This is a genomic window from Pseudarthrobacter enclensis (assembly GCF_001457025.1).
GTDB classification, from domain to species: domain Bacteria; phylum Actinomycetota; class Actinomycetes; order Actinomycetales; family Micrococcaceae; genus Arthrobacter; species Arthrobacter enclensis.
The window spans coordinates 24414-50251 of record NZ_KQ758609.1 but is presented as its reverse complement, the minus strand read 5'-3'; the positions used below and the strand labels follow the sequence as shown (position 1 = coordinate 50251).

The following is a 25838-nucleotide window of genomic DNA, read 5'->3' as shown; positions in this document are numbered from 1 at the left end:
GGAAACTGACATATACCTGAAACGGAAAACATAGATGAGCGACGAAACACCCGAGACGCCGGCCCCCGACGCCGCGAACCCGGAAACCGTTCTTGAAGGCGACGTGCTGATTGACCGCGTGGAGCAGGTGGACCTGCAAACGGAAATGCAGCGGTCCTACCTCGACTACGCCATGGCCGTCATTGTGGGCCGGGCCCTGCCGGACGTCCGCGACGGCCTCAAACCGGTCCACCGGCGCGTGCTCTACGCGATGTTCGACGGCGGCTACCGTCCGGACCGGTCCTTCAACAAATGCGCGCGCGTGGTGGGCGAGGTCATGGGCCAGTACCACCCGCACGGCGACACCGCCATCTACGACGCCCTGGTCAGGCTGATCCAGGACTGGACCATGCGCTACCCGCTGGCACTGGGGCAGGGCAACTTCGGCTCGCCCGGCAACGACGGCGCGGCCGCACCCCGGTACACCGAAACCAAGATGGCGCCGCTGGCCATGGAAATGGTGCGGGACATCGACGAGGAAACCGTCGACTTCCAGGACAACTACGACGGCAAGAACCAGGAACCCACCATCCTGCCGGCGCGGTTCCCCAACCTGCTGGTGAACGGGTCCTCCGGCATCGCCGTGGGCATGGCCACGAACATCCCGCCGCACAACCTCCGGGAAGTGGCTGACGGCGTCCAGTGGTACCTGGCGAACCCGGGCGCCACCCGGGAGGAACTCCTGGAGGAACTCCTGCGCCGGGTCAAGGGACCAGATTTCCCCACCGGCGCCACGATCCTTGGACACAAGGGCATCGAAGACGCCTACCGCACCGGCCGCGGATCCATCACCATGCGGGCCGTGGTCAACGTGGAGGAACTGCAGGGGCGGACCTGCCTGGTGGTCACTGAACTCCCGTACCAGGCCAACCCGGACAACCTGGCCATCAAGATCGCCGAACTGGTCAAGGACGGCAAGATCCAGGGCATCGCCGACCTCCGCGATGAGACGTCCGGCCGCACCGGCCAGCGCCTGGTGATTGTGCTGAAGCGCGACGCCGTGCCCAAGGTGGTCCTGAACAACCTGTACAAGCACACCGAGCTGCAGAGCAACTTCTCGGCGAACATGCTGGCCATCGTGGACGGAGTGCCGCGGACGCTGAGCCTGGACGCCTTCATCCGCCACTGGGTCACCCACCAGCTGGACGTCATCGCACGCCGCACCCGGTACCGCCTGCGCAAGGCTGAGGAAGAAGCGCATATCCTCCGCGCACTGCTCAAGGCCCTGGACATGCTGGACGAGGTCATCGCCCTCATCCGGGCATCCAACACCACCGAAGCCGCCCGCGACGGCCTGATGGAACTGCTGGACATCGACGAACTGCAGGCCCGGGCCATCCTGGACATGCAGCTGCGCCGCCTTGCAGCGCTGGAACGCCAGAAGATCCAGGACAGGCATTCCGAACTCGAAGCCCTGATTGCCGAATACAACGCGATCCTCGCTTCCGAGGAGCGCCAGCGCGGGATTATCAGCACCGAGCTGGGCGAGATCGTGGACAAGCACGGCGATGACCGCCGCACCAAGATCCTCATGGGCTTTGACGGTGACATGTCCATGGAGGACCTCATCCCCGAAGAGGAGATGGTGGTCACCATCACCCGCGGTGGTTACGTCAAGCGGACGCGGAGCGACAACTACCGCTCCCAGCAGCGCGGCGGCAAGGGCATCAAGGGCGCCCAGCTGCGGGGCGACGACGTGGTGGAACACTTCTTCGTCACCACCACCCACCACTGGCTTCTGTTCTTCACCAACCTGGGCCGTGTCTACCGCGCCAAGGCCTACGAGCTGATGGAAGCCGGCCGCGACGCCAAGGGCCAGCACGTGGCCAACCTGCTGGCTTTCCAGCCCGATGAGCACATTGCCCAGGTCCTGGATTTGAAGGACTACCAGCAATCGCCGTACCTGGTGCTGGCCACCAAGCGTGGGCTGGTCAAGAAGACCAGGCTGGAGGACTACGACACCAACCGCTCCGCCGGCGTCATCGCCATTAACCTGCGTGAAGGCGACGAACTGGTTTCCGCCCAGCTGGTCTCTGAAACCGACGACCTGTTCCTGGTGTCCCGCATGGGCCAGTCGATCCGCTTCACCGCCACCGACGATGCGCTGCGTCCCATGGGCCGCGCCACCTCCGGCGTCACCGGCATGAAGTTCCGTGAGGATGATGAATTGCTGGCCGCCGATGTGGTCACCGACGGGTCTTTCGTGTTCATCGTGACCGAAGGCGGCTACGCCAAGCGTACCGCCGTGGAGGAGTACCGGCTCCAGGGCAGGGGCGGACTGGGCATCAAGGTGGGCAAATACCAGGAAGAACGCGGACACCTCGTGGGTGCACTGATCGTCCAGGAAGAGGATGAGGTCCTGGTGGTCATGGAGGGCGGAAAGGTTGTCCGTTCCTCCGTGGCCGGTGTTCCAGCCAAGGGACGCGACACCATGGGCGTGATCTTCGCCAAGCCGGACAAAAACGACCGCATCATCGAGGTGGCCCGCAACAGCGAACGCGGCCTTGAGGAAGAGGAATCCGGCGAGGATGACGTAACGTTGGCTGAAGAATCACCGGCCGTTGAGTCAGAGGACGCCTCGGGCGACGCTGAGCCGAACGAAGACAACACGGAGGTAACCGAATGAGTAATTCCGACTCATTTCCCAAGCCGAGCAGCACTGTTCCCGACGGAAACCGGCCCTCGGCGGCACCCCGCGTGAACACTCCCGTCCGGCCGCAGCAGCGGCCCTCGGCACCCGCAGGCGCCCCGGGGCAGCGTCCCGCTGTTCCCGGCCAGCGCCCCGCCCAGGGACGGCCGGCACAGCCCGGGCAGCGCCCGGCGGGCCAGCAGCCCGCGCAGGGCCAGCGCCCCGGTACACCCGGCCAGCGTCCCGCCGCGTCATCCGGCCAGGGCGGCCCGGGGCTGGTCAAGCCCGCTCCCAAGGCCAAGGCCCGCCGCGCCAGGCTGCTGATCAGCAAGGTGGACCCGTGGTCCGTCCTGAAGATGGCATTCCTGCTGTCCGTAGCCCTTGGCATCGTCACCGTGGTGGCGGCCATCGTCCTCTGGACGGTCCTGGACCTCACCGGCATCTTCGACCAGGTGGACAGCCTGCTGGGCACGCTGGCCGGTTCCGAGGGCGGCGGGTTCGAACTGAAGAAGGTCGCCTCGCTGGGCCAGGTGGCATCGTTCGCCACGATTATCGCCGTGGTCAACGTGGTGCTCCTGACAGCGCTCTCGATGCTCTCGGCCGTGCTGTACAACATCTCCGCCACCCTGGTGGGCGGCATCGGAGTAACCCTCACCGACGATTAGGACCCCGCTTCCGCCGGTCCCGGAACCGGCGGAAGCACCCGATTTGAGATCGGGCCGGGGTGTGCTGTAGAGTCATGTCTCGGCCCGATGAGGCATCGGGGCGTATAGCTCAGGCGGTTAGAGCGCTTCGCTGATAACGAAGAGGTCCCAGGTTCAAGTCCTGGTACGCCCACGGAACCTGTGCAGGTTCAAGGTAAAGGCCTGGTGCGGATCCCCGCAGCAGACCGGAACGGGGTGCATGTGAAGAAGTTGCTTGTTGTGGCAGCAGCAATCGCAGGCGTCCTGCTCTACCGCAAGGCACAGGAATCCGAAGCCCGGAAAGATGTCTGGAGCAAGTCCACCGATTCGGTGAACTAGCCCGGATCACCGGAACGGGAGCTGGTCAAAGGCTCCGCGGTTCTAAGGTATGATTGACGGGTTGCTTCTTATGGGGGCATGGCGCAATTGGTAGCGCACCTGCTTTGCAAGCAGGGGGTTCGGGGTTCGAGTCCCCGTGCCTCCACCATAGGAAAGTCCCGGTCAGCGGAAACGCTGGCCGGGATTTTTGTTGTGCCGGAGGCCGGAGTTGTTCGAGGGGGTAAAGCGGTGAACCTGTTCATTGCCGCGCTGGGTGTTCTCGGTGTTGCGTCGTCCGGGCCGTTGATTGCAGCCACGCTGGGCGCCACCACCGTCAGTGCCCTGGCCATCGCCTTTTGGCGGAACGCCATAGCTGCGGTGGTCATGGCGGGACCCACACTGGTCCGCGAACCGCAGCGCTTTCGAAGCATCACCGGACGCGAGTTCCGCTGGTCCCTGCTCGCCGCCGTCGCCCTCGCCCTGCACTTCGCCTGCTTCATCACCTCCCTCCAACTCACGTCCGTGGCCGCCGCCACGGCGCTCGTTTGCCTGCAGTCGGCCTGGATCGCCGTCTTCCAGCTGTTGCGCGGTACCAGACACCGCTGGCAGGTTCTGGCTGGCCTCGGGATCGCCTTCGGTGGCGTTGTGGCCATCACGGGCTTTGACATGGGGACCTCACCGGAGGCTTTGCTGGGAGACCTCCTGGCGATGGCGGGCGGCGCCCTTGCGGGGCTCTACACGCTGGCCGGCGGAAAGGCCCGCCAGACCATGACCACGGGCACCTACACGGCACTGTGCTACGGCATGTGCGCGTTCCTGGTGGCGGTCCTCGCCCTCGCCGGCGGACAACCCTTGGCAGGATTCGACGCCGGCGGCTGGCTGGGGATTATCGCCATCACGGTCTGCGCGCAGCTGGTGGGCCATACCGCGTTCAACCACCTGCTGGCCACCATGAGCCCGCTGCTGGTCTCGATGATCATCCTTCTGGAGATTCCCGGCGCGGCTGTGCTCGCTGCCGTCTTCCTTGGTGAGACGCTCCCCGCGGGTACCTATGCCGGGCTGGGGCTGATCCTTGCGGGGCTCGCTGTGGTGGTGGCCGGGCAGAAAGCCGGACGCCCACGCGGGCGCGGCAAGGCAGGGGGCGGAGAACCGCCGTCGGACCGTCTTGCCGGGCTGGGAACCGACTAACCGCAGGGCTTCCGCGGCCAGGCGGAACTACTGTCCGCCGCGGCGGACAGGCTGGGCCGTGTTGACCGTGTGGATGGCGCGCAACAGCTTGGCCGGAAAGTACACCGAGAAGAACACCACCATGGGTGCCTTCAGGGCCATTTTCTTGACGTTGTGGGCCTTGTAGGTGCGGTCGAAGCGGGTGACGTAATACCTGTAGTCCCGCGGTGAGTCCTCCAGCCGGCGGGCCGACATCCCGGACACCATCTGCGGGCAGTACTGGATCTTCAGGTCGTGCTCGGCGAGGTGCAGGGAGAGGTCGATGTCCTCATGCATTTCATCCTTCTCATCGCGGCAGGTTTCCGCGCGGATGGTGTCCCAGGCGGATGACCGCAGAGCCATGTTGGATCCGAACAGGAAATGGTACTGGTGCTTGGCGAGCTTGAGCATCAGCTGCCGCATCTTGTCGTCGGCTTTAAGGCCGAAACGCCGCATGGGCATGTCGTAATAGACCACGGGCCCGGTAGCGGCCTGGACGCTCTTCTCCTGGAACGACTTCTGGACCTGTTCCACCCAGTCCGGCTCGAGCACCGAGTCAGCATCGATGCGTCCCAGAACATCACCCGTGGCATGGTCCAGGCCAAAGTTGCGGGTGGGAATCAGGCCCTGCTCATGGTCCTGGGTCAGGAGCAGGAGCGGAGTCTCCGGGTACTCCAGCTGCATCTGCCTGACGATGCTTGCCGTGCGGTCCGTGGAGAGGTTGTCCACCACGATGATCTCGTGGGCGGGAACGGACTGGTAGATGGCAGCTATGAGGCACTGCCGGATGACGCTTTCCTCGTTGTAGGCCGGGATCACGATGGACACGCGGGGCAAGTCGGCTGCGTCGTTCAAGGCATCCCCAGAGGATTGATCGGCTGACATCAGTTCAAATCTAGCACCGTTGCCCTCCCCCGCCCGGGAACGCCCGGACCGGCTGCGGGGCGCCTGTGAGGCCGCCGTAAACGGCAGCAGGGGTCCCGTTCCTCGGAACGGGACCCCTGCTGCGGGTTCTGTGCGGGACCCTATGCCTGGGAGGAGTCCTTGTCACCATTGTTGATGTTGGCGGCAATGTTCCGGGTGGCCGTCTTGGCGTCAGTGGCAACCTTCGCCGTTCCCTCGGACGCGTCCTCGGCCACGTGCTTGGCCTTGTCCGCCGCGTCGTCGGCCTTATCCTTGGCGACGTCCGCCGCATCGGAAACCTTGTCAGCACCGGCTGCAACGGCTGAGGCCGTTGCGTCAGCCGCCTTTTCAGCGGCGCCGGCGGTGCTTTCCTTCACCTCGTTGACGGTGGTGGCCGGAACCGGCGCGGGCGTCGGGGTGACCGGTGAGGGGGTTTTCCACGGATCCTCCACGGGCTTGGACGCCTTCCATGCGGCGACGCCTGCGGCGACAGCGGCAGCCACAACGCCGAAGATCAGCCAGCCGCGCTTCTTTTTCGGTTCCGGCTGTGCAAGCTGGATTCCGACAGTGCGCCCGGCCTCGGTGGCGGCGGCCTTGAGCTGGCTGCCCGTGGCGTGCGCCTGTTCCTGCAGGGTGTGCACGATGCCTACGTCACCCAGCTTCTGGGCGACGGCGTCGACGCGGGCCGGTGCGCCTTCGAGGGTCCGGTGAACGGCGTTCGAGGCGACGCCGATCTGGTCCGAGAGCTTGGGCAGGTATTCCACCACCACGCGGTCCCTGGCGTTCAAGACGACCGGAGTGGCTTTGTCCAGTGCTTCATGCAGCTTGGGCGATGCACCCTCCACCACGTCGTTGATCCTGGGCGCGAGCTGCGCCAGGCCGTCCTGGATGCGGGGGGTTACCGTGGCCACGCCATCGGCGAGGCTGTGGGCTGCGGTCTTCAGCCCTTCCTGGATCCTGGGAGATGCCGTATCCAGCCCCTGCTGCAGACGGGGAACGGCCCAGTCGACTGCGGCTTCAACACGGGGGGTGGCCCAGTCCCTGGCATTCTCCACCGCGTGGGTGACCGACTGCTCAAGGTCACGGGCAATACGATCAGACTTCTTCACAACTACCTCCCGATTAATGTGACGGTTCTGTGGTTAGCCTACGTTGCTGAGTCTTGAGGGGCTATTCTCTCTGCGGATTTTAGGGCGATTTCACCCAGCGCGGAACTGCTTCGGGGGCCGCCAACGTCATAGTCCGCCATGGAAGAATGGGCCTTATGACTGCCATCGCAACCGCAAAAGCAACCATCCACACCAGCCTCGGCGACATCCGCGTGAACCTCTTCGGCAACCACGCCCCCAAGACGGTCAAGAACTTCGTCGGACTCGCCACGGGCGAGCAGGACTGGACCCACCCCGAAACCGGTGAGGCCAAGACCGGCACGCCGCTGTACAACGGAACCATCTTCCACCGCATTATCAAGGACTTCATGATTCAGGCCGGCGATCCCCTGGGCCGTGGAACCGGTGGCCCCGGCTACCGCTTCGACGACGAGATCCACCCCGAACTGAGCTTCAACCAGCCCTACAAGCTGGCCATGGCCAACGCCGGCATCCAGATGGGCAAGGGCACCAACGGTTCACAGTTCTTCATCACCACCATTCCCACCGACTGGCTGCAGGGCAAGCACACCATCTTCGGCGAAGTCGCCGACGACGAATCCAAGAAGGTCGTTGACGCCATCGAGGGTGTCCGCACCGGCATGGGCGACCGCCCGGTCGAGGACGTGACCATCAACAGCATCGACATCGAACGGCTGTAACCACTCACCATGAGTTACGGAATTCCGTCGGCCGAGCCGTCCGCCCAGGTCCCGGTATGCCCCCGGCACCCCGACCGGCCCTCCTATGTGCGGTGCCAGCGGTGCGGGCGCCCTGCATGCCCCGACTGCCAGCGGGCGGCCGCCGTCGGATTCCAATGCGTTGACTGCGTCAACGAAACACGGCGTACGACGCCGGAGGTCCGGTCCGTCTATGGCGGCGCCGTCGCCACCGGCCGGCCTATGGTGACGTTCGGGATCATCGCCGCGTGCGCAGTCCTGTACGTCCTGCAGTGGCTCCTCCCCGATGACGCCGTGTACCGAACCTTGGGTTTCGCCACCATTTACGCAGAACCGCGCTACGGCGAGTTCGAGCCGTGGCGGATGCTCACGGCGGCCTTCCTGCATTCCCAGGGCTTCATCCTGCACATCGCCCTTAACATGTACATGCTCTGGATTTTCGGTCAGGCACTGGAACCCCTCCTCGGCCGGATCCGGTTCCTTGCCGTCTACCTGCTCTCCGCCCTGGGCGGCTCGGTAGGTTACCTGCTCCTCACTCCCCTGTATGTACCGGGCCAGCCCCTGTACGGAGTGGTGGGCGCGTCCGGAGCCATCTTCGGACTCTTCGGCGCCATGCTCCTGGTGCAGCGCCAGCGCGGCGGGGATACACGCCAGCTCTGGGTCCTGATCGCCATTAACGGGGCCATCGGGTTCCTGGTGCCGCAGATTGCCTGGCAGGCACATCTGGGTGGCTTGGTCACGGGTGCCCTGTGTGCTGCAGTGATTGCCTACACTCCCCGTGGGCCCCGCCGGAGCCTTGTCCAGGCTGCCGGCCTGCTGGCCGTACTGGTTCTCCTGGCAGCTGCCGTGTGGGTGCGCGTCACAGTCTGACCGGCTCCCGCGCAGTCGCGCTCACCAAAAACCCAGCGTCGTCGACGCTGGGTTTTTCTTTATCCACATGGCTTATCCACACTGTTAATAACTTACAGCCGTGTAGTTCACGCCATGGTGCGCCCAGATCGGCATCGTGGCAGGCCTGGGGCAGTACGAACCACAGCTTTATCCCCACCTGTGGATAACTCCTGGGGAAACGCCTGTGCTTAAGTGGACAAACCGGTGCGTTATGCGCTTGCTGTGGAAATTGACCCCGAAAACGGGCCATTGGTCCCTAAGGAACCAGAGCGGCGGGACTCTTTCAACAGCGTTGTGCACATTGTTAATAAGTCACAGGCCTGTAGTTCAGCCGCTAAAAATCCGGGCGTATGCTGCGATCCCGGGCGGTCACCGGCGCCGCCGGCGCGGCAATATCCACAGTTGTGGATAACTTGTGGGTATCCCAATGTTGGTAAGTGGAAGAGCAGACGTTCCTCACCTCCATGGCGTGAGGTGGGGGTGGCAGCGGGCGCAGGCCGGCTGCGGGTCCGTGGAACTCATCGGCAGCCGCCCCGAGTGGTGTGGATACCGGAAAGTAACCTTGTTATCCACAGGGTATTCCACAGTGTTAATAACTGCATCCGCGCGGCGGGTTTCCCGGATTCCCCTGTATTGGCGCGGCGGAAGGTCAGGCAGGGGTCACATGACGCTGTTTTCAACAGTGTGGATAACTTTCCCCACAGGCGGGAGCTGGATTCAGGTGCGGACCTGGGTCAGGAAGGGTTCGGCCAGACGCCGGATGAGCCGCGGCGGTGGCTGTGCACAAGGTGGGTGTCCACCATGCCGATGGCTTCCATCAGGGCAAACATGGTGGTGGGTCCCACGAACGCGAAGCCTCGCCGGCGGAGCGCCTTGGACAGCGCCACGGACTCGGGCGATTGGGTGGGAATGTCGGCGTGGGCCACGGGAGCGGGGGTGGCGGCGGGCTGGAATCCCCAGACAAAGTCGACCAGGCCGCCGTCGTCCCGCAGAGCCAGTGTGGCCCGGGCGTTTTTAATGGTGGCCTCGATCTTGAGGCGGTTGCGGACTATGCCGGTGTCCTGCAGCAACCGCTCTACGTCGGCGTCCGTGTACTGCGCGACAGCGTCGGGGCTGAAATCGGCAAAGGCGGCTCGGAAAGCAGGGCGCTTGCGGAGGATGGTGGCCCAGGACAGGCCGGCCTGGAAGCCCTCCAGGCAGATTCGCTCATAAAGGCCTTGCTCGTCCCGGACGGGCAGTCCCCACTCGTTGTCGTAGTAGTCCCGCATGAGCGGGTCCGTGGAAGCCCAGGCGGGACGGGCCAGGCCGTCGTCGCCGATAATGACGTCGCTGCCCTGCAGCGCGGGGCCGTCTACGGGGAGGCTCATGGCGGTGTCGGAACGGGTCGTCAGGAGCGCCAGCGCGTGGTCATCAGGAAGCCCACGATGGCGATGCCGAAGCCGGCCACGATGTTCCACGATCCCCACGCCTGTACCGGGAAGCGTCCTTCACTGATGTAGAAAGTGATGATCCAGAACAGGCCAATGATCATCAGGCCGAACATTACCGGCTTGAACCACACAGGGTTGGGCTTGTACGCCTCCGGGGCAGCCTTCTCGACGGTGCTGGCGGTCTTCTTGCGGGGCCTGGACTCGGGCACTGGGTCTCCTTGAGGGCTGGCAAACTCGGCGTCCCGGGCTTGATATCCTGCAGGAAGGAAATTGCCAGCGGTCTGCGCGATCTTGGTCAATTCTTACTAGCAGCCAATTCTAGCCGGAGTCCCGATCCGCCGGTGTCCGGTGGAACCGCCCCCGAGGAGAGCGCGTGGTATTGCAGGAGAAGGCGAGGCCCGCCGCCCCGCCGTCTGCCGGCGTCGTCCTCCTGCGCGGGGCGGTGCAGGTGGCAGGCGAGCTGCTGATCACCGCCGGCGTCATCCTGTTGCTGTTCGTCGCATGGCAATTGTGGTGGACCAACGTGGAGTCTGACGCCAAGCAGAGCGAAGTCATCAAGGAGTTCGCCCAGGACCTGGGCCCGGCTGCGCCCCCACCCGCGGCGGCGCCTCCCGGGGGCGAAAACTTCGGCGACCCGGTGGTGGGCACCGCCCCCGGCCATGCGGGAACGATAGGCATTATGTACATCCCCCGGTTTGGGCCCAACTACACCCGGCCCATCGTGCAGGGAACCAGCCAGGACGTCCTGGACACCCTGGGGCTGGGGCATTACGAATCCACCGCCATGCCCGGAGCAGTGGGCAACTTCGCCGTCGCCGGCCACCGGCAGACGCACGGCGCGGTATTAGACAACATCCACACGCTGGTGCCGGGCGACAAGATCTACGTCCAGACCAAGGACGGGTATTACACCTACGTTTTCCGGAACAACCAGATTGTGATGCCCTCGCGCACCGACGTCCTGGCGGCGGTGCCCACCCTCCCCGGCGTGGCCCCCACGGAAAGGTTCCTCACCATGACAAGCTGCAATCCGCGGTTTGGTGCCGAGGAACGGATCATCGCCTACGCGCTGATGGACACCTGGCGTCCCGCCTCGGCCGGACCGCCCGCTGAAATCGCCGCGCAGGTGGCCGCCGCGATCGGAAAGGGCTGAGCATGTACGGCTGGATTTTCCGCCACCTCCCGGGACCCCTCTGGCTGCGGATCGTCACATCAGTGGTGCTGGTGGCAGTGGCACTGGTATTGATGGTCCAGTTCCTTTTCCCGTGGATGTCCGAATACACCCGATTCACCGACTCAACGATTGGTGCAGCAAGCCAGCCATGACCACAACCAAGATCCTCGTGGTGGATAACTACGACAGCTTTGTCTACACCCTGGTGGGATACCTCCAGGAGCTCGGCGCCGAGACCACAGTGGTCCGCAATGACGACGTCACCCTGGCGGAGGCGATCGAACTGGCCGGTACGCGCGACGGCGTGCTGGTTTCCCCGGGACCCGGCAATCCTGCCGAGGCCGGCGTCTGCATCGAGCTGATCAAGTGGTGCGGTGAGAACAGCGTCCCCATGTTCGGAGTCTGCCTGGGACACCAGGCCCTGGCCGAAGCCTTCGGCGGCACCGTGACGCACGCTCCCGAACTCATGCACGGCAAGACCTCCCAAGTGGAGCACATTGGCACGAGCGTCTTTGCCGGACTTCCCTCCCCCATCAGCGCCACCCGCTACCACTCGCTGGCTGCCGTGCGGGAGTCCATCCCGGACGTCCTCGAAGTCACCGCGCAGACGGCAAACGGCGTGGTGATGGGCCTGCAGCACCGCACGGCACCACTCTGCGGAGTCCAGTTCCACCCCGAATCCGTGCTCACCGAAGGCGGCTATCAGATGCTGGGCAACTGGCTTGAGTCGCTGGGAATGGCCGGCGCGGCCGCCCGGGCAGCGAAGCTGAGCCCGCTGATCCAGCACTGACACCCCGCTCCCGCCGGATTGCCCCTACTCGTCCCGGTCCCTGCCGCCCCGGGTGGACGTGGGAGTCGGGGTGGGAGTGGCAGAGGGCGGCGGGGCCTTAGCCACCACGATGGTGATGGTTTTGCCCTGCTCCACCGCGGCGTTGACAGCATCGCTCTGGTCGGTGACCCGGCCGGGTTCCACCTGGCCGTTCTCCGCCTCGATGACGTTGGGAACCAGGCCGAGGTCCTTGAGCGCCGCCTCCGCTTCTGCCCGGGTGCTGCCGCGCAGCTCCGGCACCGCCACCTTGCCGGTGGAGACCACCAGCTCGACGGTGGTGCCCACCCCCACGCTCTGGCCCGGGGCGGGGCTGGTGGTGATCACGATGCCGGCCGGCACGGTGGCGCTGTTGGCAGTGGTGGTGGACGGTGCCCCCACCAGGCCAACCTGGCGCAGGATGTCCCGGGCGGCGGCCTCCGTGGTGCCGGGAATGTTTTCTGGGATCTTCACCGCACTGGGGCCCTCGGAAATGTTGAGGACTACTTCCGACCCCGGATCAAGTTTCTGCCCGGACGTGGGGTCCGTGCCGATTGCGATGCCCTTGGGAACGGAATCGTTCTGCGACCGCGCGATCTTCGGCTTCAACTCGGCGTTGTACAACTCCTGCAGGGCCGCCGATTCCGTCATGGAAGCCACCGCCGGAATCTCCACCTTCGGTGCGGCCGGCGCGGGACGGTTCACCACGTCATACAGCCACAGGCCGCCGCCGGCCAGCACCAGCAGCGTGAAGATCACCAGGGTGGCGATCCACGCACGACGGCGGGACTTCTGCCGGGTGGGCCGCTCACGTTCCGGCGCGAGGCCGAGGGGAAGGGACTCCGCCTCGCTCTGAGCTTCGGGCACTTCCAGCGGGCGCCGCGTGCCGTCGTCGTCCGTGAACGCCGCACCTGTGGCGGCCAGGCGGCCCGTGGGGGCGTCATCGGCGAACGCCGCACCTGCGGCGAAGGCCTCGGTGGGCGGCGCTTCCGGCGCCGGTACATGGTCGTTGGGGTCGGTGGGCGCCTCGGAGGCGGGCACCGCCGGGACGGCGATGCCGGAACGGGCCGCGCGGAGCGCACGCTGGAAGGCCGCGGCGTCCTGGAAGCGGTCGTCGCGGTTCTTCTGCAGTGCCTTTGCCAGGACCGTGTCCAGCGCCTGCGAAACTTCCGGGTTGATGCTGCTGGCCGGCGCCGGGATTTCGCGCACGTGCTGGTACGCAACGGAAACCGGGCTGTCACCGATGAACGGCGGCCGCGAGGTCAGCATTTCGTAAAGGAGGCAGGCGGCCGAGTAGAGGTCGCTGCGCGCGTCCACTGTCTCGCCCCGGGCCTGTTCGGGCGAGAGATACTGGGCCGTCCCGACCACCGCCTGGGTCTGGGTCATGGTGGCGGAGGAATCAGCCATGGCGCGGGCGATGCCAAAATCCATCACCTTCACGGTGTTGGTGCCCTCGCAGTACATGACGTTCGCGGGTTTGATGTCCCGGTGGACGATACCCGCGCGGTGGCTGTACTCGAGGGCCGCAAGCACTCCGAGGCAGTAGTCGATCGCCTGGCTGATGCTGACCTCTTTGGCCCGGATGAGGTCGCGCAGCGTGCGTCCGTCAACGAACTCCATCACGATGTACGGCAGCCGGACCGCGTCCTCCGAACCGTCATGGACCTGCTGTTCGCCCGTGTCGTAGATGGCCACGATGGACGAATGGTTCAGTGCGGCCACGGACTGGGCCTCGCGCTTGAACCGGGCCTGGAACTGCGGATCCCGTGCCATGTCGGGGCGCAGGATCTTGATGGCCACCGTGCGGCCAAGCCGGGTGTCCGTCCCCCGGTAGACGTCCGCCATGCCGCCACGCCCAATGAGGTTGCCCAGTTCGTAGCGGTTGCCCAGGACACGCTGGTTGTCCACCGGGACGTTGTCTTCCCGGTGGAGCGGTGCGCGTGATGACTCGTTCACGATCAGTCCTGGCGTTTACGGAGCGCAGGTGGGCGGAGTGCCGGGCTGCTCTCCAGCGGTACAGGCGGGCAGGGGCAACTGCGGAGAGGGTGCGGATTGTGCGGTGGAGGGGGCCGTGGCGGTGGGCGCCTCCGACGTGGGTGCCGTTGTGGTGGGCGGCGGAGCCACGGCGTAGGTCACGGTGATCGGCGATCCCACCGGCAGCGGTCCGGTGGGGTTCAGGCCTGTGACCTGACCAGGCGAGGCCTCGTCGGTCTGCTCCGGCTCCACCGTCACCGCCAGTCCAAGGCTGGAAAGTTCGGACTGGACCTGGCGGTAGTCCTTGCCCAGGTAGGCGTCCGGAATGACGTTCACGGTTTCCTGGGTGGGCGTGGGGGTCGGCGTAGGCGTGTCCCGCGTAGGCGTCGGTGTGGGAGGCGGCGTGCTCCTGGTGGGGGTGGCGCTGGTGGTCCGCGGGCTGCTGGAGCTGGACGTTGCGGCGGGGCTGTTGGACGGCGAGAAGACGCCCAGGCTGTTCAGCAGGAAACCCACCAGGGCGAACAGGAGCAGCAGGATGAGGGCGATCAACGGCCAGGTCCAGGGGCTGCGGCCCTTGCGCTGCGGCTCATCGGCGGGATCGTCGTCGTACGTGGTCTCCTCGTGTCTCCAGTCCCGCTCGGCGGCCAGCGCGTTGGCCCGGGCCAACGGGCCCTGCGGGGTGTTGTCTCCGTCGCCGTCAGCGGCGTTGGCCGCTGCAGCTCCTGCTGCTGCGCCCGCCGCGGCGGCACCCACCACGGGCAGCGCCGACGTGGCGGTCGGCGAGGAGTCGCGCTGCGCACCGATCACGCCGGTGGGAGCCGTTGCGGTATCCACCGGGGCGGTGATGGGGCCGGTCTCCGGGGAGTCGAAGAGCAGCATGCCGGGCACGGCCGCGCGGGCAGCGCCGACGTCGCCGTTGCGGATCGCCTCGGCAGCCTCCGCAAGCTTGATGGCGTTCTCGGGACGGTTTTTCGGGTCCTTGGCCAGCATGGACATTAGGAGTGCGCGGACCGGGGCAGGCAGGGTCTCGGGCAGCGGCGGCGGCGCGTCGTTGACCTGCGCCAGGGCGATGGCGATCTGGGATTCCCCGGAGAACGGCCGGTGCCCGGTGAGGCATTCGTAGCCAATGACGCCCAGGGAATAGATGTCGGACGAGCCCGTGGCGGTCTGGCCGGTGGCCTGTTCGGGTGCCAGGTACTGCGCGGTGCCCATCACCTGGCCGGTCTGCGTCAGGGGTACCTGGTCGGCGAGCCGGGCGATGCCGAAGTCCGTGACCTTCACCCGGCCGTCAGGCGTGATCAGGAGGTTGCCGGGCTTGACGTCACGGTGCACGAGTCCCTGCGCGTGCGCCACCGACAGCGCCCGCGCGGTCTGGGCGATGATGGACAGCGTCCGGTCCGGGGACAGGACGTGCTCGTGCTCGATGATGCTGCTCAGCGGCTGGCCGGGAACGAGTTCCATGACCAGGTACGCGGAGCCTTCCTCCTCGCCGTAGTCGAAGACGTTGGCGATCCCCACGTGGTTGAGGAGGGCGGTGTGGCGGGCCTCTGCGCGGAAGCGCTGGAGGAAGCCGGGGTCGCCGGTGTACTCCTCCTTCAACACCTTGATCGCGACGATGCGGCCCAGGACGAGGTCCTTCGCTTTCCAGACTTCACCCATGCCGCCGATCGCGATACGCGTTGTCAGCTGGAATCTGCCGCCGAGGGTGATTCCGGTTGTAGGCCTCACTTATTCAACACCGCCTCAAAAATCTTCTTCGCGTTCGGACTGGTCAACTGTGCTCCGGTGTAGATGTCGACGCCTTCCATGACGATCGTGACACTCACCTGTGGATTGTTGGCGGGAGCGAACCCGGTGAACCAGGAGTTGTTGGTGCCGTTGCCCAGCTCCGCCGTTCCGGTCTTGCCCGCCACCTGCACGCCCGGGACGGCCGCCCGGTTGGCGATACCTTCGCTGACCGCGCTGACCATCCAGTCGGTGATCTGGTTGCTGATCTCCGGAGTGGTGGAGGTCCGCAGCTGTTCAGGCTGCGGCTCGTTGATGACGCGCAGGTCGGGGGAACGGAGCGTCTTGATGAGGTTTGGACGCATCTGCACGCCGTCGTTCGCGATGGCCGACGTCATCATGTTCACCTGCAGCGGCGTGGCGCGGACGTCCTTCTGGCCGATGGCCGACTGGGCCAGGCCGGGAGCGTCGAGGTCGTCCGGGAAGCCGTTGCCGCGGGCGTAGCCGAGCTTCAGCTGGTCTCCCACATCCTCGCCGAAGCCGAACTTCTGGGCCTGGTTGGCGATCGCGTCACGGCCCAGGTCCAGCGCGATGCTGGCGAAGGGAGTGTTGCAGGACTGCTGCAGGGCGAACGCGAAACTCGCGGTGTCCCTGGTGTAGCAGTTGCCGCCCGCGTAGTTGGGCAGCTTGTAGGAGATACCGTCGAAGGGCATTTCCGCCGGGTTGGGAAGTACGCTGTCCGCGTTGTACTTCCCGGACGCCAAGGCGGCTGCGGTGTCAACGAGCTTGTACACCGAACCCGGGGCCAGCAGTTCGCCGGTGGGGCCGCTGACGTTTTGGTTCAGGTTGATCCCGGGAACCTTCAGCAGTTCGTTGATGCTGTTGCTCTCTGCCGTGGGGTCCTGCGTGGCCACGGTGTTGGGATCGTAGGACGGTTTGGAAGCCATGGCCAGGATGGCGCCGGTCTTGGGGTTGGTGACCACGATGGATCCGCGCTGCCCGTCCGGGATCAGGCTGTAGGCAAGCTGCTGGATCTCCGGGTCGATGGTGAGTTCCACGGAGGCGCCCTTGGGCTGGTTGCCCAGGAACAGCTGGCCGACCCGGTCCAGGAACAGCTGGTCCGAATCGCCGGTCAGGACCTCACCCATGGCCCGTTCCAGGCCGGTGGCGCCAAAGTTCTGCGAGAAGTAGCCGGTGATGCCCGCGTAGAGCTCCCCCTGGGGGTAGGTGCGCTGGAACTTGCAGGTTTCCGATCCGGTCTCCACGGACTCTGCCACAGGTGTTCCGCCCACGATGATGGCACCGCGGTCACTGCAGTAGTTCTGCAGGATGGCGCGCTGGTTCCAGGGGTTGGCCTTGAGCTCGTCGGCGCCCACCACCTGGACGTAGCTGATGGCGCCAAAAATCAGGGCGAACAGGGCGACTGCTGCCACCCATGAATGCCGTATTGCCTGGTTCACAGGTGCTTCACCGCCTCGGTAGGAGTATCAATGCCAGTGGCGTTCGGGGCTTTTGCCGGGTCCTTGGCGGGCGGCAGCGGCGTGGTGTTCACGGGGGCGCGTGCGGTGTGCGAGATCAGCAGCAGGAGTCCCACGATGATCCAGTTGGCCAACAGGGATGAACCGCCGGCGGCCAGGAAGGGGGTGGTCAGACCGGTCAACGGGATCAGGCGCGTGACGCCCCCGATCACCACGAAGCACTGCAGGGCCACCGCGAAGGACAGGCCGCAGGCCAGGAGCTTGCCGAACGCGTCCCGGGTGCCCAGGGCGGCGCGGAAGCCGCGGGTGAAGAACAGCAGGTACATGAGGACGACGGCGAACAGGCCGATCAGCCCGAGTTCCTCGCCCAGGGAGGCGATGATCATGTCGCTGTTGGCAAAGGGCACAAGGTCAGGCCGGCCTTGGCCGAGGCCGGTGCCCACCAGTCCGCCGTTGGCCATGCCGAACAGGCCCTGCACGATCTGGCCGCTGCCGCCGGGCGAACGGTCGTAAACCTCCGGCGTAAACGCGTTGAGCCAGCCGTCGATCCGGAGCTGCACGTGCGAAAAAACGTTGGAGGCCACGAAGCCGCCGCCCAGGATGAGCGCCACGCCAATGACCACCCAGCTGATGCGGCTGGTGGCCACGTAGATCATGACGATGAACAGGCCAAAGAACAGTACCGAGGAGCCCAGGTCGCGCTGGAAGATAAGCACGCCGATGCTGACCAGCCAGGCCGTGATCATGGGCCCCATGTCCTTGAACCGCGGGAACTGCAGCGGCCCGATCTTGCGGCCGGCCAACAGGATGAGGTCCCGGTTGGAGGAAAGATAACCGGCGAAGAATATGGCAAGGGTGATCTTGGCGACCTCACCCGGCTGGAAGGTCATGGGGCCCAGCCGGATCCATACCCGGGCGCCCAGGATCTCGCCGGCACTGATCCCGGGGACCAGCGGAAGGATCAGCAACAGCGCACTGGCAGCCAGGGAAATGAAGGTGAAGCGGCGCAGGATGCGGTGATCCTTGAGGAACCAAATCACCGCAATCGCCACCGCCATGGCAATGAGCGTCCAGCGCAGCTGGTTGTTGCCGGTGTCATCACCCGGCGCGTCGAGCCGGTGGATCATGGCCAGGCCGAGGCCGTTCAGGGCCACCACCAGCGGAAGTATTACCGGATCAGCATATTTGGCGCGGAAGCGCAGCACGGCGTGGAACACCAGCGCCGCCACCGCCAGCAGGCTCGACTGGAACCAGAAGTCCGAGTCGAAGGCTTTTTCCTTGTCCACCCCGACCATCATGTTCGCGCCGATGCCGACTGCCAGGGCAAGGACCAGCAGCGCGAGCTCAACGTTGCGGCGAGGCTTGGGTGTGGTGCTGAGCTGGCTCATTGGCCCCCCTGGCAGGTTACGGTGGGACTGGGGGTCGGGGAGGGGCTGCCGGATGCCGGAGGAGCAGCGGAACCCGTGGGGGACGGACTTGGCGTGGCAGCAGCCGAAGGGGTGGCCGGAGCCGGTGACGCGGTGGGCGACGCCGTGGCCGGCGGGCACTCTTCTTCCGGTGACGTGGTGCCCGTCAGCTCGAGGTTCTTCACGATCCGCTGGGCGTCGTAAAGGTCATTGGCGGGGACAGTCTGGCGGACCCTCTGCTGCGAGAACTGCGGGAGGGAATCCATCCGGATGTCCGTCACCGCTTCCAGGCTGGAAAGCTCGATGGGCCCCAGCCGCTGGGAGACGCCGTTAAAGATGGCCACCCGGGAACCCGTCTCGCTGACGTATTCGCCGACGTAGTACCGGGTCTGGGTCCAGGCGTATCCGAGCCAGAGGCCGACGCCCAGGACCACCAGGATGGCGGCGGCAATGGACCACGTGAGCCAGCGCCGCGGTTTCAGCGGAACCAGGGTTTCGTCGTCCTCGGCCGAGGTTTGGTCTGCCTTGTGGGTCAGCAGCGTGGCCGCCCGGCGGGCGACGGTGCGGCCAGCCACGGTGGGAATGGAACCGGATTCGGCGGCGGTGGCGGCGGCACCCACGAGTTCATGCGGCCGTGATGCCAGCTCTTCGCGCAAGACCTCTGCGGACAGGTGCTCACCGAGGTGCGGGTCGGTTGAGCCGGGATCGGTTGATTTTCCGTCCGTGGCTCCGTCCTCACCGGTTCCGCCGCCGTTCCCGGAGTTGGTTTCCTCCCCGGCGCCAGCCCCGCTGCCGCCTGCGCCCGCTGCCCCGTCTCCCGGAGCCGCGGCCAGGGGTGCCGCTGCCGTGCCTGTGTCCTTGCCGTCGCCGGCCGCCACGGCGGAAGCCTCCCTGCCGGCTGCTGCGGCGCCGGGCGCTCCAGCGGACATCGCGGCTCCGGCTGACGGGATGACGTCGACGGCGGCCGTGCTGACGTCGTCGGGCGTTTCCTCTGCGATTTCCACCATGACCACGGTGACGTTGTCCGGGGACCCGGCCTCGAGCGTGAGTTCCACGAGGGTCTCGACGCATTCGCGAAGGTTGGGGGTCTCCTTGACGGTCCGCTCCACGGCGTGTCCAGCGACGTAGTTCAGGCCATCGGAGCAGAGCAGCCACCGGTCACCCGGGCGGGCCTCAAGGGTGTCCAGGTCCAGTTCGGGGCTGGCATCAACGTCGCCCAGGACGCGCATGAGCACGTTCTTGTGCGGATGCGTCTCCGCCTCTTCGGGCTTGAGCCTGCCCTCGTCGATGAGCCGCTGCACGAACGTGTGGTCCACGCTGATCTGCTCGAACACCCCGTCGCGCAGCCGGTAGGCCCGCGAGTCGCCGATGTGCGCGAAGTGCAGTTTCCCTTCGGCCAGCAGCAGCGCAGTGACCGTGGTGCCCATCCCGGCAAGCTTCGGGTTGATGTGGACCAGTTCTGAAAGCAGCGAATTGGCGGTCTGGATCTCGTCGGCCAGGATGGTGCCGGCGTCGCCGTCGTAATCCGTTCGGTCCAGGTGGATCATGTCGAGCACGGTGGCGGCCGAGGCGACATCGCCGCCCGCATGTCCGCCCATGCCGTCGGCGACCACCGCCAGGTGCCGGCCCGCATAGGCGGAGTCGTCATTCTTGGACCGGATGCGGCCCACGTCGGACCGGGCGGCGTAGCGCATGATGAGCGGCCGCTCCGCGGGCGGTGACCCGTTGGCGGGGATTTCAGGCACGGCCACTGCTACGGCCTCAATTCAATGACCGTCTTGCCGATTCTCACAGGAACCCCTGGCTCAACGGGCAGGGCACGGGTAAGTTGCTGGTCCGCCAGGTAGGTGCCGTTGGTGGAACCGAGGTCCTCGATGAACCAGCGGCTTCCTTGGGGGAAGAGCCTGGCGTGCCGGCCGGAGGCGTAGTCGTCCTCCAGCACGAGCGTGGCTTCCTGGGCGCGGCCCAGCAGGATGGGGCTGGCGGCCAACGGAAGCGACCGTCCCTTGAGCGGCCCTTCCACCACCACCAGCTGCCTGGCCTGCTGCTTCACGGGCGGCTGGGCGGGTTCGGCCAGTTCAGGGTTCTTGCGGACTTCGCGGGCCGTGGGCGCTCCCGAGGCGGCCTTCCGGCCCACCATCAGGTCGCGGCGCATGGCCGAGACGATGCTGAAGATGAGCACCCAGAGGAGCAGCAGGAAGCCGAACCGCAGCGCGGTGATGGTCAGGTCGCTCATGCGTGGCCACCGGGGTTGGCAGGAAGCAGGCGGAAGATGATCTTTGTCCGTCCCATCGTGATGGTGGAGCCGTCAGTAAGTTCAGTGCTGCCCGAAACCCGCTGCCCGTTGACGTAGCTCCCATTCGTGGAGCCCAGGTCCACGGCGCTCGTGACGCCGTCGGCGGTGCGGATTTCCAGGTGGCGGCGGGACACGCCCGTGTCCTCCACATGGATGTCGGCCTCGGATGAGCGGCCGAGCACGATGGAGGGGGCGTTCAGCGAGTAGCGCTGCCCGTCGATGTCCAGGACAGGCTGGAGTTTGGCGGGCTGGCGGCTGGGTGCTGCCGGAACGCCGGGGCGCGGCGCCTGGCCGCCGGCGGTACCCCGGGACTTTTCCGTCGTGGAAGCAATTTCGAAGTCACCGGCGCGCAGCCCGGAGTCGCGGCGGAAGGAAATCCGCACCGCGCCCTGCAGCGTGTAGCCCTGGCTGCGGACGTGGTTGATGACGACGTCGCAGAGTTCCTCGGCCAGCGGGGTTCCCCACTCCTGGGCCCGCTTGAAGTCGTCGTCGCTGAGCTGGACATCGAAGACGTTGGGCGCGAGGGTTCGTCCCGCCGATACCGTGAGGGATTTGTGGTCCACTTCCCGGCGCAGCCGGCTGGCGATTTCCACGGGCTCCACCTGGGCCTTGGAACCGGTGGAGAAGACGCCACGGACGGCTTTCTCGATGCCGCGCTCGACCTTGTCCAGCAGGCCCATGGTTCTCCTCCTTCCCCCCGGCTGTGGGGCAGTTCGCGTCCCGGAACTTGATCCGGCGTTCGGTTCACACTCGCTGGCGTCGCTGCGCACGGCAGCCACTCCTACACCCGATACTACTGGGCAGGGCTGTGAATGACCTTAATCCACAACGGCTTGCCGCCTCCAAAAGTTATTCGTCCCGGGCCCCGGTGCTGCACCGGAATCCGCGGATTCACGGGCCAAAAGCCGCCGCCTCAGGCCGCCCAGCGGAGGCTTCCCGGGCACTCCCGGGGCTCAATTGGTGTTTTCCGGCATGTGTCCGTTATGCTTGATCTCGCTGCTTTTACAAGACCGCGGTCCGGGAAACCGGGGGCTGTTGAGTGGAAGAAGTTGCGCGCGAGTGGCGGAACGGCAGACGCGCTGGCTTCAGGTGCCAGTGTCCGAAAGGGCGTGGGGGTTCAAATCCCCCCTCGCGCACGCAAAGGAAAGAGCCCCGGTCTTAGGACCGGGGCTCTTTTGTTGTTCCTTAAGCCCTGCCGGCGTCGGTTGCCCTATCAGTTCTGGTTGCCAAACCCGGTTTTAAGGGCTCCAACTGATAGGGCAACGGCGAATACGGCCGCTACGGGTGGACCGGACTCAGGGCCGAACCGGTCTCAACGATCGAGCGCAGGTTCGCGAGCGTCAGGTCCGCCATGGCTGCCCGGGTCTCGTGCGTGCCGCTGCCCACGTGCGGGAGGAGGACCACGTTGTCCAGGGCGAGCAGGTCCTCCGGAACCTTCGGCTCATCCACGAAGACATCCAGGCCCGCGCCCGCCAGCCTGCCGGACAACAGGGCGTCAACCAGCGCGTCCTGGTCCACCACCGATCCGCGGGCAATGTTGATCAGGTAGCCGCGGGGACCGAGCGCCTCGATGACCCCGGCGTCGACCAGCCGGGCGGACCCTGCTCCGCCCGCTGCTGCCACAATGAGCACCTCACACCCCTCCGCCAGCTCACGCGGCGACGCCGCGTAGCGGTAACTGGTGCCGGCCACGGGGTTCCTGCTGTGGTAGCTGATCTCGCAGTCGAAGCCCTCCAGCCGCCTGGCGATGACCTTGCCGATCCGCCCCAGGCCAAGGATCCCCACCTTCCTGCCGCTGGCCTTGGTGGCGAGGGGAAAGTTGCCTTTGCTGAGCCAGTCACCGCGCCGGACGTAGCGGTCCGCTGCGCTGGTCCCTCGCAGGAGGTCCACGTAAAGGGCGATCGCCGTGTCCGCCACGCAGTCGTTGAGGACATCAGGGGTGTTGGTGACCGTGATGCCCCGCTCGACGGCCTGGGCAACATCGGTGGTGTCATATCCGACGCCGAAATTCACGACCGCGCGCAGGTTCGGCAGGGCGCGCATCAGCTCAGTCCCCACACCGAACCGGCCGGACGTTACCGCCACCTCGAACGTTCCGCCCTCCCGGGCGAGGAAGCCGGCCCGCTCCTCCGGAGCATCGGGAAGCCGGACCGCCCCATAATCCCTGGCGATCGTTTCCTGGACAACTGGCATGAGGGGCCCCACCTGGAGGACAGAGATGCTGTTCATATCCAGCACCCTAGGTTTCGGACCCATACAGGTCCAACATGCAAATGGCATGAATCCATGCAGGCTCTGTATTGATGATGAAACTTCTGCGGAATGGCGCGGATCCCGGCGGGACGTGGCCCCCATCACACCCGCGCATGGCCCGCATGGTGCCCGCTTCACGGTTTCCCGGCGCCCGCAATTTCCTTGTGGTGCCCCCGGAGCTCAATTAGCTTGAACCCAGCGCGGCCCCGGAGGCACCCTCCCCAGAGGGAGCGGGAGCACCCGGCCGCAACAGTTCTCAAACCGGAGGAACCCAATGACGTCTTCTTCAAAACTTCCCGTCCCAGTGTCCGTCCTCAAGTGGCCCGCCCTCGTCGCTGCCGCAGCGCTGGGATTGGCCGGCTGCTCCGTTGCCAATTCCGACGGCGCGGGGACGGGTGCCGCCGACACCGTGCGGGTGGTCCTGGGCCAGGAACCGCCCACACTGGAGGCCTGCGAGTCCAACCTCACGTCCACGGGAGTGGTGGTGCGCTCAAACGTCACCGAACCGCTGATCGAGCGCAACCCCACCAGCGGTGAACTCGAACCCAAGCTGGCCACCGAATGGAAGGCCACGAGCGACACCGAATGGACCCTGAAGCTGCGCGAAGGAGTCACCTTCCAGGACGGCACACCCTTTAACGCTGAAGCAGCCGCCTTCACCATCGACCGCGCAGTGAACTCGAAGCTCGGCTGCAACGTGGAGGGTTACGTCTTTGGTGATGCAGACCTGGCCGTCAAGGCCGTGGACGCCACCACGCTGACCGTCACCACCCCCGAACCGGACCCCATCCTTCCCCTCAGGCTGTCCTTCCTCGAGGTGGTGCCGCCGTCCACCAGCACCACCGAGAAGGTCCGCGAACCCATCGGCACCGGCCCCTACAAGATCGAATCGTGGGATGCCGGCCAGAAGATCACGCTGGCCAGCTGGGACGGGTACTGGGGAGACAAGCCGGCGTACGCCAAGGCCGAATACCAGTGGCGCTCGGAGAGCTCGGTGCGGGCGGCCATGATCACCAGCGGCGAGGCGGACGTGGCGATGGGCCTGAGCCCGGATGACAACATCGGCGACCTCGGCGTCGACTACCCGAACAACGAAACCGTTGCCCTCCGCATGGACGCCAACGAGGCACCGCTCAACGACATCAGGGTCCGCCAGGCCATCAACTACGCCATCGACAAGGAAGGGATCGTCAACTCCCTCTACCAGGGCAAGCACCAGGTGGCCGCGCAGCTGGTTCCCGAAGGCATCGTGGGCCACAACTCCGAACTGAAGGGCTGGCCCTTCGATGTGGAGAAGGCCAAGTCCCTGGTGGCGGAGGCCAAGGCTGACGGAGTGGACACCTCCAAGCAGATTTCACTGGTTGTCCGCAGTGCCCAGTTCCCCAAGATCACCGAACTGGCCCAGGTGCTGCAGGAGCAGCTCAGCCAGGCGGGCCTGAACGTCAAGCTGAAGATGCTGGAAACCTCCCAGCACCTCACCTACCAGGTCCGTCCGTTCGCCGAGGACGAGGGCGCGGTGGCACTCATGACCCAGCACGGCAACCAGGCCGGTGACGCTGCCTTCACCGTGGACCAGTACATGCTCTCCAACGGCGCCCAGAGCTACTTTGGCACCCCGGAATTCGACGCCATGATCAAGAAGGCCGACGCCGCCTCGGGAGACGACCGCCAGAAGGCGTTCGAGGAGATCTTCGCCTACCAGAACGACAAGGTGGTCCAGTTCGCGCACATTTCGCACCAGACCGGCATCCTCGGCAAGTCGAAAACCGTCAACTACACCCCCAACTCCTCCAGCGGGGATGAGCTGCGCGTCTCTGAAATGACCCCGGCCAGCTGACAGCCGCCCGCGACACGAAGGACGGCACATGCTGACCTATTTGAGAAAGCGCATCATCTCCAGCGCGCTGCCGCTGGTGGTTGTGGTGGTGGGTGTCTTCGCTCTGGCCAGGATGACCGGCAACCCGGCCAGCCTGTACCTGCCGTTGAACGCCACCCAGCAGATGCGGGACGACTTCACGGCCCGCAACGGCCTGGACCAGCCGCTGCTGGTGCAGATGGCGGACTACTTCGGCGGGGTGCTGCGGCTGGACTTCGGCCAGTCGCTGCGCACCGGGCAGGATGCGGCCGCCATGGCGCTGCGCGCCTTCCCGGCAACCCTGCAGCTGGCGGCCACCACAATGGTGCTGGCCATCATCCTTGCCGTGATCGTGGGTTGCTGGGCGGCGCTGAAGCCCAACGGCATCGCGGACCGCATCTCCAGCTTCATCTCGATGGCCGCCGCCTCCATTCCGGACTTCTGGCTGGCGATCGTGGGCATCTGGATCTTCGCGATCACGCTGGGATGGGTGCCGACGTCCGGCGTCACGGGAGCCAGCGCATGGGTGCTGCCCATCGCCACGCTGCTCCTGCGCCCCTTCGGCGTGCTGGTGCAGATTGTCCGCGGATCCATGGTGTCCGCCCTTTCCGAGCCGTACATCAAACTGGCACGCAGCCGCGGCGCCGGGGAACTGCGGGTGGTGACCCACCACGCCCTGCGGAACGCCGCAGCCCCGGCGCTGACAGTAGCCGGAGACCTGACGGTCGGCCTGGTAAACGGCGCCGTGGTGGTAGAAACGATCTTCGGCTGGCCCGGCATCGGCAAGCTGATGATCGATTCGATCCTGCAGCGGGACTTCGCCGTGCTGCAGGCGGCGGTGCTGCTGACCGCCGTCGCCATCTTCGCCCTGAACATCCTCATAGACATGGGCTACGCGCTGCTGGACGCACGCGTCCGTCCCGTGACGGTCAAGGCCTAGGAGTA

The 25838-nt window shown here is 66.0% G+C and carries 23 protein-coding genes and 3 tRNA genes; 14 read left to right on the top strand and 12 right to left on the bottom strand.

Translation table 11 applies throughout. The features are described from left to right. Positions 1–34: 34 nt before the first annotated feature. From gyrA to AS031_RS19980, 6 genes are all read left to right on the top strand, one after another. Positions 35–2665, top strand: a complete 2631-nt coding sequence (gyrA, locus tag AS031_RS18845) for a DNA gyrase subunit A (RefSeq protein WP_058269700.1) — start codon at positions 35–37, stop codon at positions 2663–2665. Then, on the top strand, positions 2662–3333 hold the full coding sequence (locus AS031_RS18840) for a DUF3566 domain-containing protein (RefSeq protein ID WP_058269699.1): 672 nt from the start codon (positions 2662–2664) through the stop codon (positions 3331–3333). The genes gyrA and AS031_RS18840 overlap by 4 nt, the downstream gene beginning before the upstream one ends. Positions 3334–3431: 98 nt before the next feature. Then, positions 3432–3505 (top strand) — tRNA-Ile (locus AS031_RS18835). A 62-nt stretch (positions 3506–3567) separates the two neighbouring features. Continuing rightward, a complete protein-coding gene (locus tag AS031_RS20235; RefSeq protein ID WP_371326006.1) occupies positions 3568–3690 on the top strand; it encodes a DLW-39 family protein in 123 nt (40 codons plus the stop codon). A 72-nt stretch (positions 3691–3762) separates the two neighbouring features. Continuing rightward, a tRNA-Ala gene (locus AS031_RS18830) sits at positions 3763–3838 on the top strand. An 80-nt stretch (positions 3839–3918) separates the two neighbouring features. Then, positions 3919–4857 carry a DMT family transporter gene (locus AS031_RS19980; RefSeq protein ID WP_058269698.1) on the top strand — a complete coding sequence of 313 codons (939 nt, stop codon included), beginning with the start codon at positions 3919–3921 and terminating at the stop codon, positions 4855–4857. A gap of 27 nt (positions 4858–4884) precedes the next feature. On the opposite strand, the gene AS031_RS18820 is transcribed toward AS031_RS19980, so the two are convergent. Together AS031_RS18820 and AS031_RS18815 are read right to left on the bottom strand one after the other, a co-directional pair. Further along, positions 4885–5760 carry a glycosyltransferase family 2 protein gene (locus tag AS031_RS18820; protein WP_058269697.1) on the bottom strand — a complete coding sequence of 292 codons (876 nt, stop codon included), beginning with the start codon at positions 5758–5760 and terminating at the stop codon, positions 4885–4887. Between the two features lie 140 nt (positions 5761–5900). Continuing rightward, entirely contained in the window at positions 5901–6887 is a 987-nt protein-coding gene (locus AS031_RS18815) for a hypothetical protein (RefSeq protein ID WP_058269696.1), read from the bottom strand. Between the two features lie 155 nt (positions 6888–7042). On the opposite strand from AS031_RS18815, the gene AS031_RS18810 reads away from it, so the two are divergent. Both AS031_RS18810 and AS031_RS18805 read left to right on the top strand, forming a co-directional pair. Then, the gene (locus AS031_RS18810; protein WP_058269695.1) at positions 7043–7588 is read left to right on the top strand and encodes a peptidylprolyl isomerase; all 546 of its coding nucleotides are present in this window, start codon (positions 7043–7045) and stop codon (positions 7586–7588) included. Between the two features lie 9 nt (positions 7589–7597). After that, positions 7598–8476 (top strand): rhomboid family intramembrane serine protease, encoded by an 879-nt coding sequence (locus AS031_RS18805; protein WP_058269694.1) that lies wholly within the window; start codon positions 7598–7600, stop codon positions 8474–8476. A 755-nt stretch (positions 8477–9231) separates the two neighbouring features. On the opposite strand, the gene AS031_RS18800 is transcribed toward AS031_RS18805, so the two are convergent. Next, positions 9232–9864 carry a DNA-3-methyladenine glycosylase I gene (locus AS031_RS18800; RefSeq protein WP_058269693.1) on the bottom strand — a complete coding sequence of 211 codons (633 nt, stop codon included), beginning with the start codon at positions 9862–9864 and terminating at the stop codon, positions 9232–9234. Between the two features lie 20 nt (positions 9865–9884). Further along, positions 9885–10136 (bottom strand): cell division protein CrgA, encoded by a 252-nt coding sequence (locus AS031_RS18795; RefSeq protein WP_058269692.1) that lies wholly within the window; start codon positions 10134–10136, stop codon positions 9885–9887. A 164-nt stretch (positions 10137–10300) separates the two neighbouring features. Between AS031_RS18795 and AS031_RS18790 the strand changes: the two genes are divergently transcribed. Genes AS031_RS18790 through AS031_RS18785 form a run of 3 tightly spaced genes read left to right on the top strand, consistent with a single transcriptional unit; the run spans position 10301 to position 11891 of the window. Further along, positions 10301–11080, top strand: coding sequence for a class E sortase (locus AS031_RS18790; protein WP_058269691.1), 780 nt, complete (start codon positions 10301–10303; stop codon positions 11078–11080). A gap of 2 nt (positions 11081–11082) precedes the next feature. After that, positions 11083–11253, top strand: coding sequence for a hypothetical protein (locus AS031_RS20070; protein ID WP_169793892.1), 171 nt, complete (start codon positions 11083–11085; stop codon positions 11251–11253). Next, positions 11250–11891 (top strand): aminodeoxychorismate/anthranilate synthase component II, encoded by a 642-nt coding sequence (locus AS031_RS18785; protein WP_058269690.1) that lies wholly within the window; start codon positions 11250–11252, stop codon positions 11889–11891. Before AS031_RS20070 ends, AS031_RS18785 begins: the two co-directional genes overlap by 4 nt. A 24-nt stretch (positions 11892–11915) precedes the next feature. On the opposite strand, the gene pknB is transcribed toward AS031_RS18785, so the two are convergent. The 7 genes from pknB to AS031_RS18750 are packed head-to-tail and all read right to left on the bottom strand — an operon-like array spanning position 11916 to position 21465. Next, complete coding sequence (pknB, locus tag AS031_RS18780; protein WP_058269689.1) at positions 11916–13862, bottom strand: Stk1 family PASTA domain-containing Ser/Thr kinase; 1947 nt, start codon at positions 13860–13862, stop codon at positions 11916–11918. A gap of 15 nt (positions 13863–13877) precedes the next feature. Then, a complete protein-coding gene (locus tag AS031_RS18775) occupies positions 13878–15608 on the bottom strand; it encodes a serine/threonine-protein kinase (protein ID WP_058269688.1) in 1731 nt (576 codons plus the stop codon). Next, on the bottom strand, positions 15605–17065 hold the full coding sequence (locus AS031_RS18770) for a peptidoglycan D,D-transpeptidase FtsI family protein (RefSeq protein WP_058269687.1): 1461 nt from the start codon (positions 17063–17065) through the stop codon (positions 15605–15607). The genes AS031_RS18775 and AS031_RS18770 overlap by 4 nt, the downstream gene beginning before the upstream one ends. After that, complete coding sequence (locus AS031_RS18765; RefSeq protein WP_058269686.1) at positions 17062–18471, bottom strand: FtsW/RodA/SpoVE family cell cycle protein; 1410 nt, start codon at positions 18469–18471, stop codon at positions 17062–17064. Before AS031_RS18765 ends, AS031_RS18770 begins: the two co-directional genes overlap by 4 nt. Then, positions 18468–20240 (bottom strand): PP2C family protein-serine/threonine phosphatase, encoded by a 1773-nt coding sequence (locus AS031_RS18760; protein ID WP_058269685.1) that lies wholly within the window; start codon positions 20238–20240, stop codon positions 18468–18470. The genes AS031_RS18765 and AS031_RS18760 overlap by 4 nt, the downstream gene beginning before the upstream one ends. Before the next feature lie 2 nt (positions 20241–20242). After that, complete coding sequence (locus AS031_RS18755) at positions 20243–20725, bottom strand: FHA domain-containing protein FhaB/FipA (protein WP_058269684.1); 483 nt, start codon at positions 20723–20725, stop codon at positions 20243–20245. Then, the gene (locus AS031_RS18750; protein WP_058269683.1) at positions 20722–21465 is read right to left on the bottom strand and encodes an FhaA domain-containing protein; all 744 of its coding nucleotides are present in this window, start codon (positions 21463–21465) and stop codon (positions 20722–20724) included. The genes AS031_RS18755 and AS031_RS18750 overlap by 4 nt, the downstream gene beginning before the upstream one ends. A gap of 373 nt (positions 21466–21838) precedes the next feature. On the opposite strand from AS031_RS18750, the gene AS031_RS18745 reads away from it, so the two are divergent. Beyond that, positions 21839–21921, top strand: a tRNA-Leu gene (locus AS031_RS18745). Between the two features lie 142 nt (positions 21922–22063). Here AS031_RS18745 and AS031_RS18740 read toward each other — a convergent pair. Beyond that, positions 22064–23014: a 2-hydroxyacid dehydrogenase gene (locus AS031_RS18740; protein WP_074447035.1), complete on the bottom strand. Its 951-nt coding sequence runs from the start codon at positions 23012–23014 to the stop codon at positions 22064–22066. Between the two features lie 298 nt (positions 23015–23312). Here AS031_RS18740 and AS031_RS18735 point away from each other — a divergent pair, with 298 nt between their 5' ends. Both AS031_RS18735 and AS031_RS18730 read left to right on the top strand, forming a co-directional pair. Continuing rightward, complete coding sequence (locus AS031_RS18735; protein WP_058269681.1) at positions 23313–24875, top strand: ABC transporter substrate-binding protein; 1563 nt, start codon at positions 23313–23315, stop codon at positions 24873–24875. Between the two features lie 28 nt (positions 24876–24903). After that, the gene (locus AS031_RS18730; protein ID WP_058269680.1) at positions 24904–25833 is read left to right on the top strand and encodes an ABC transporter permease; all 930 of its coding nucleotides are present in this window, start codon (positions 24904–24906) and stop codon (positions 25831–25833) included. The last annotated feature ends 5 nt before the right edge of the window (positions 25834–25838 follow it).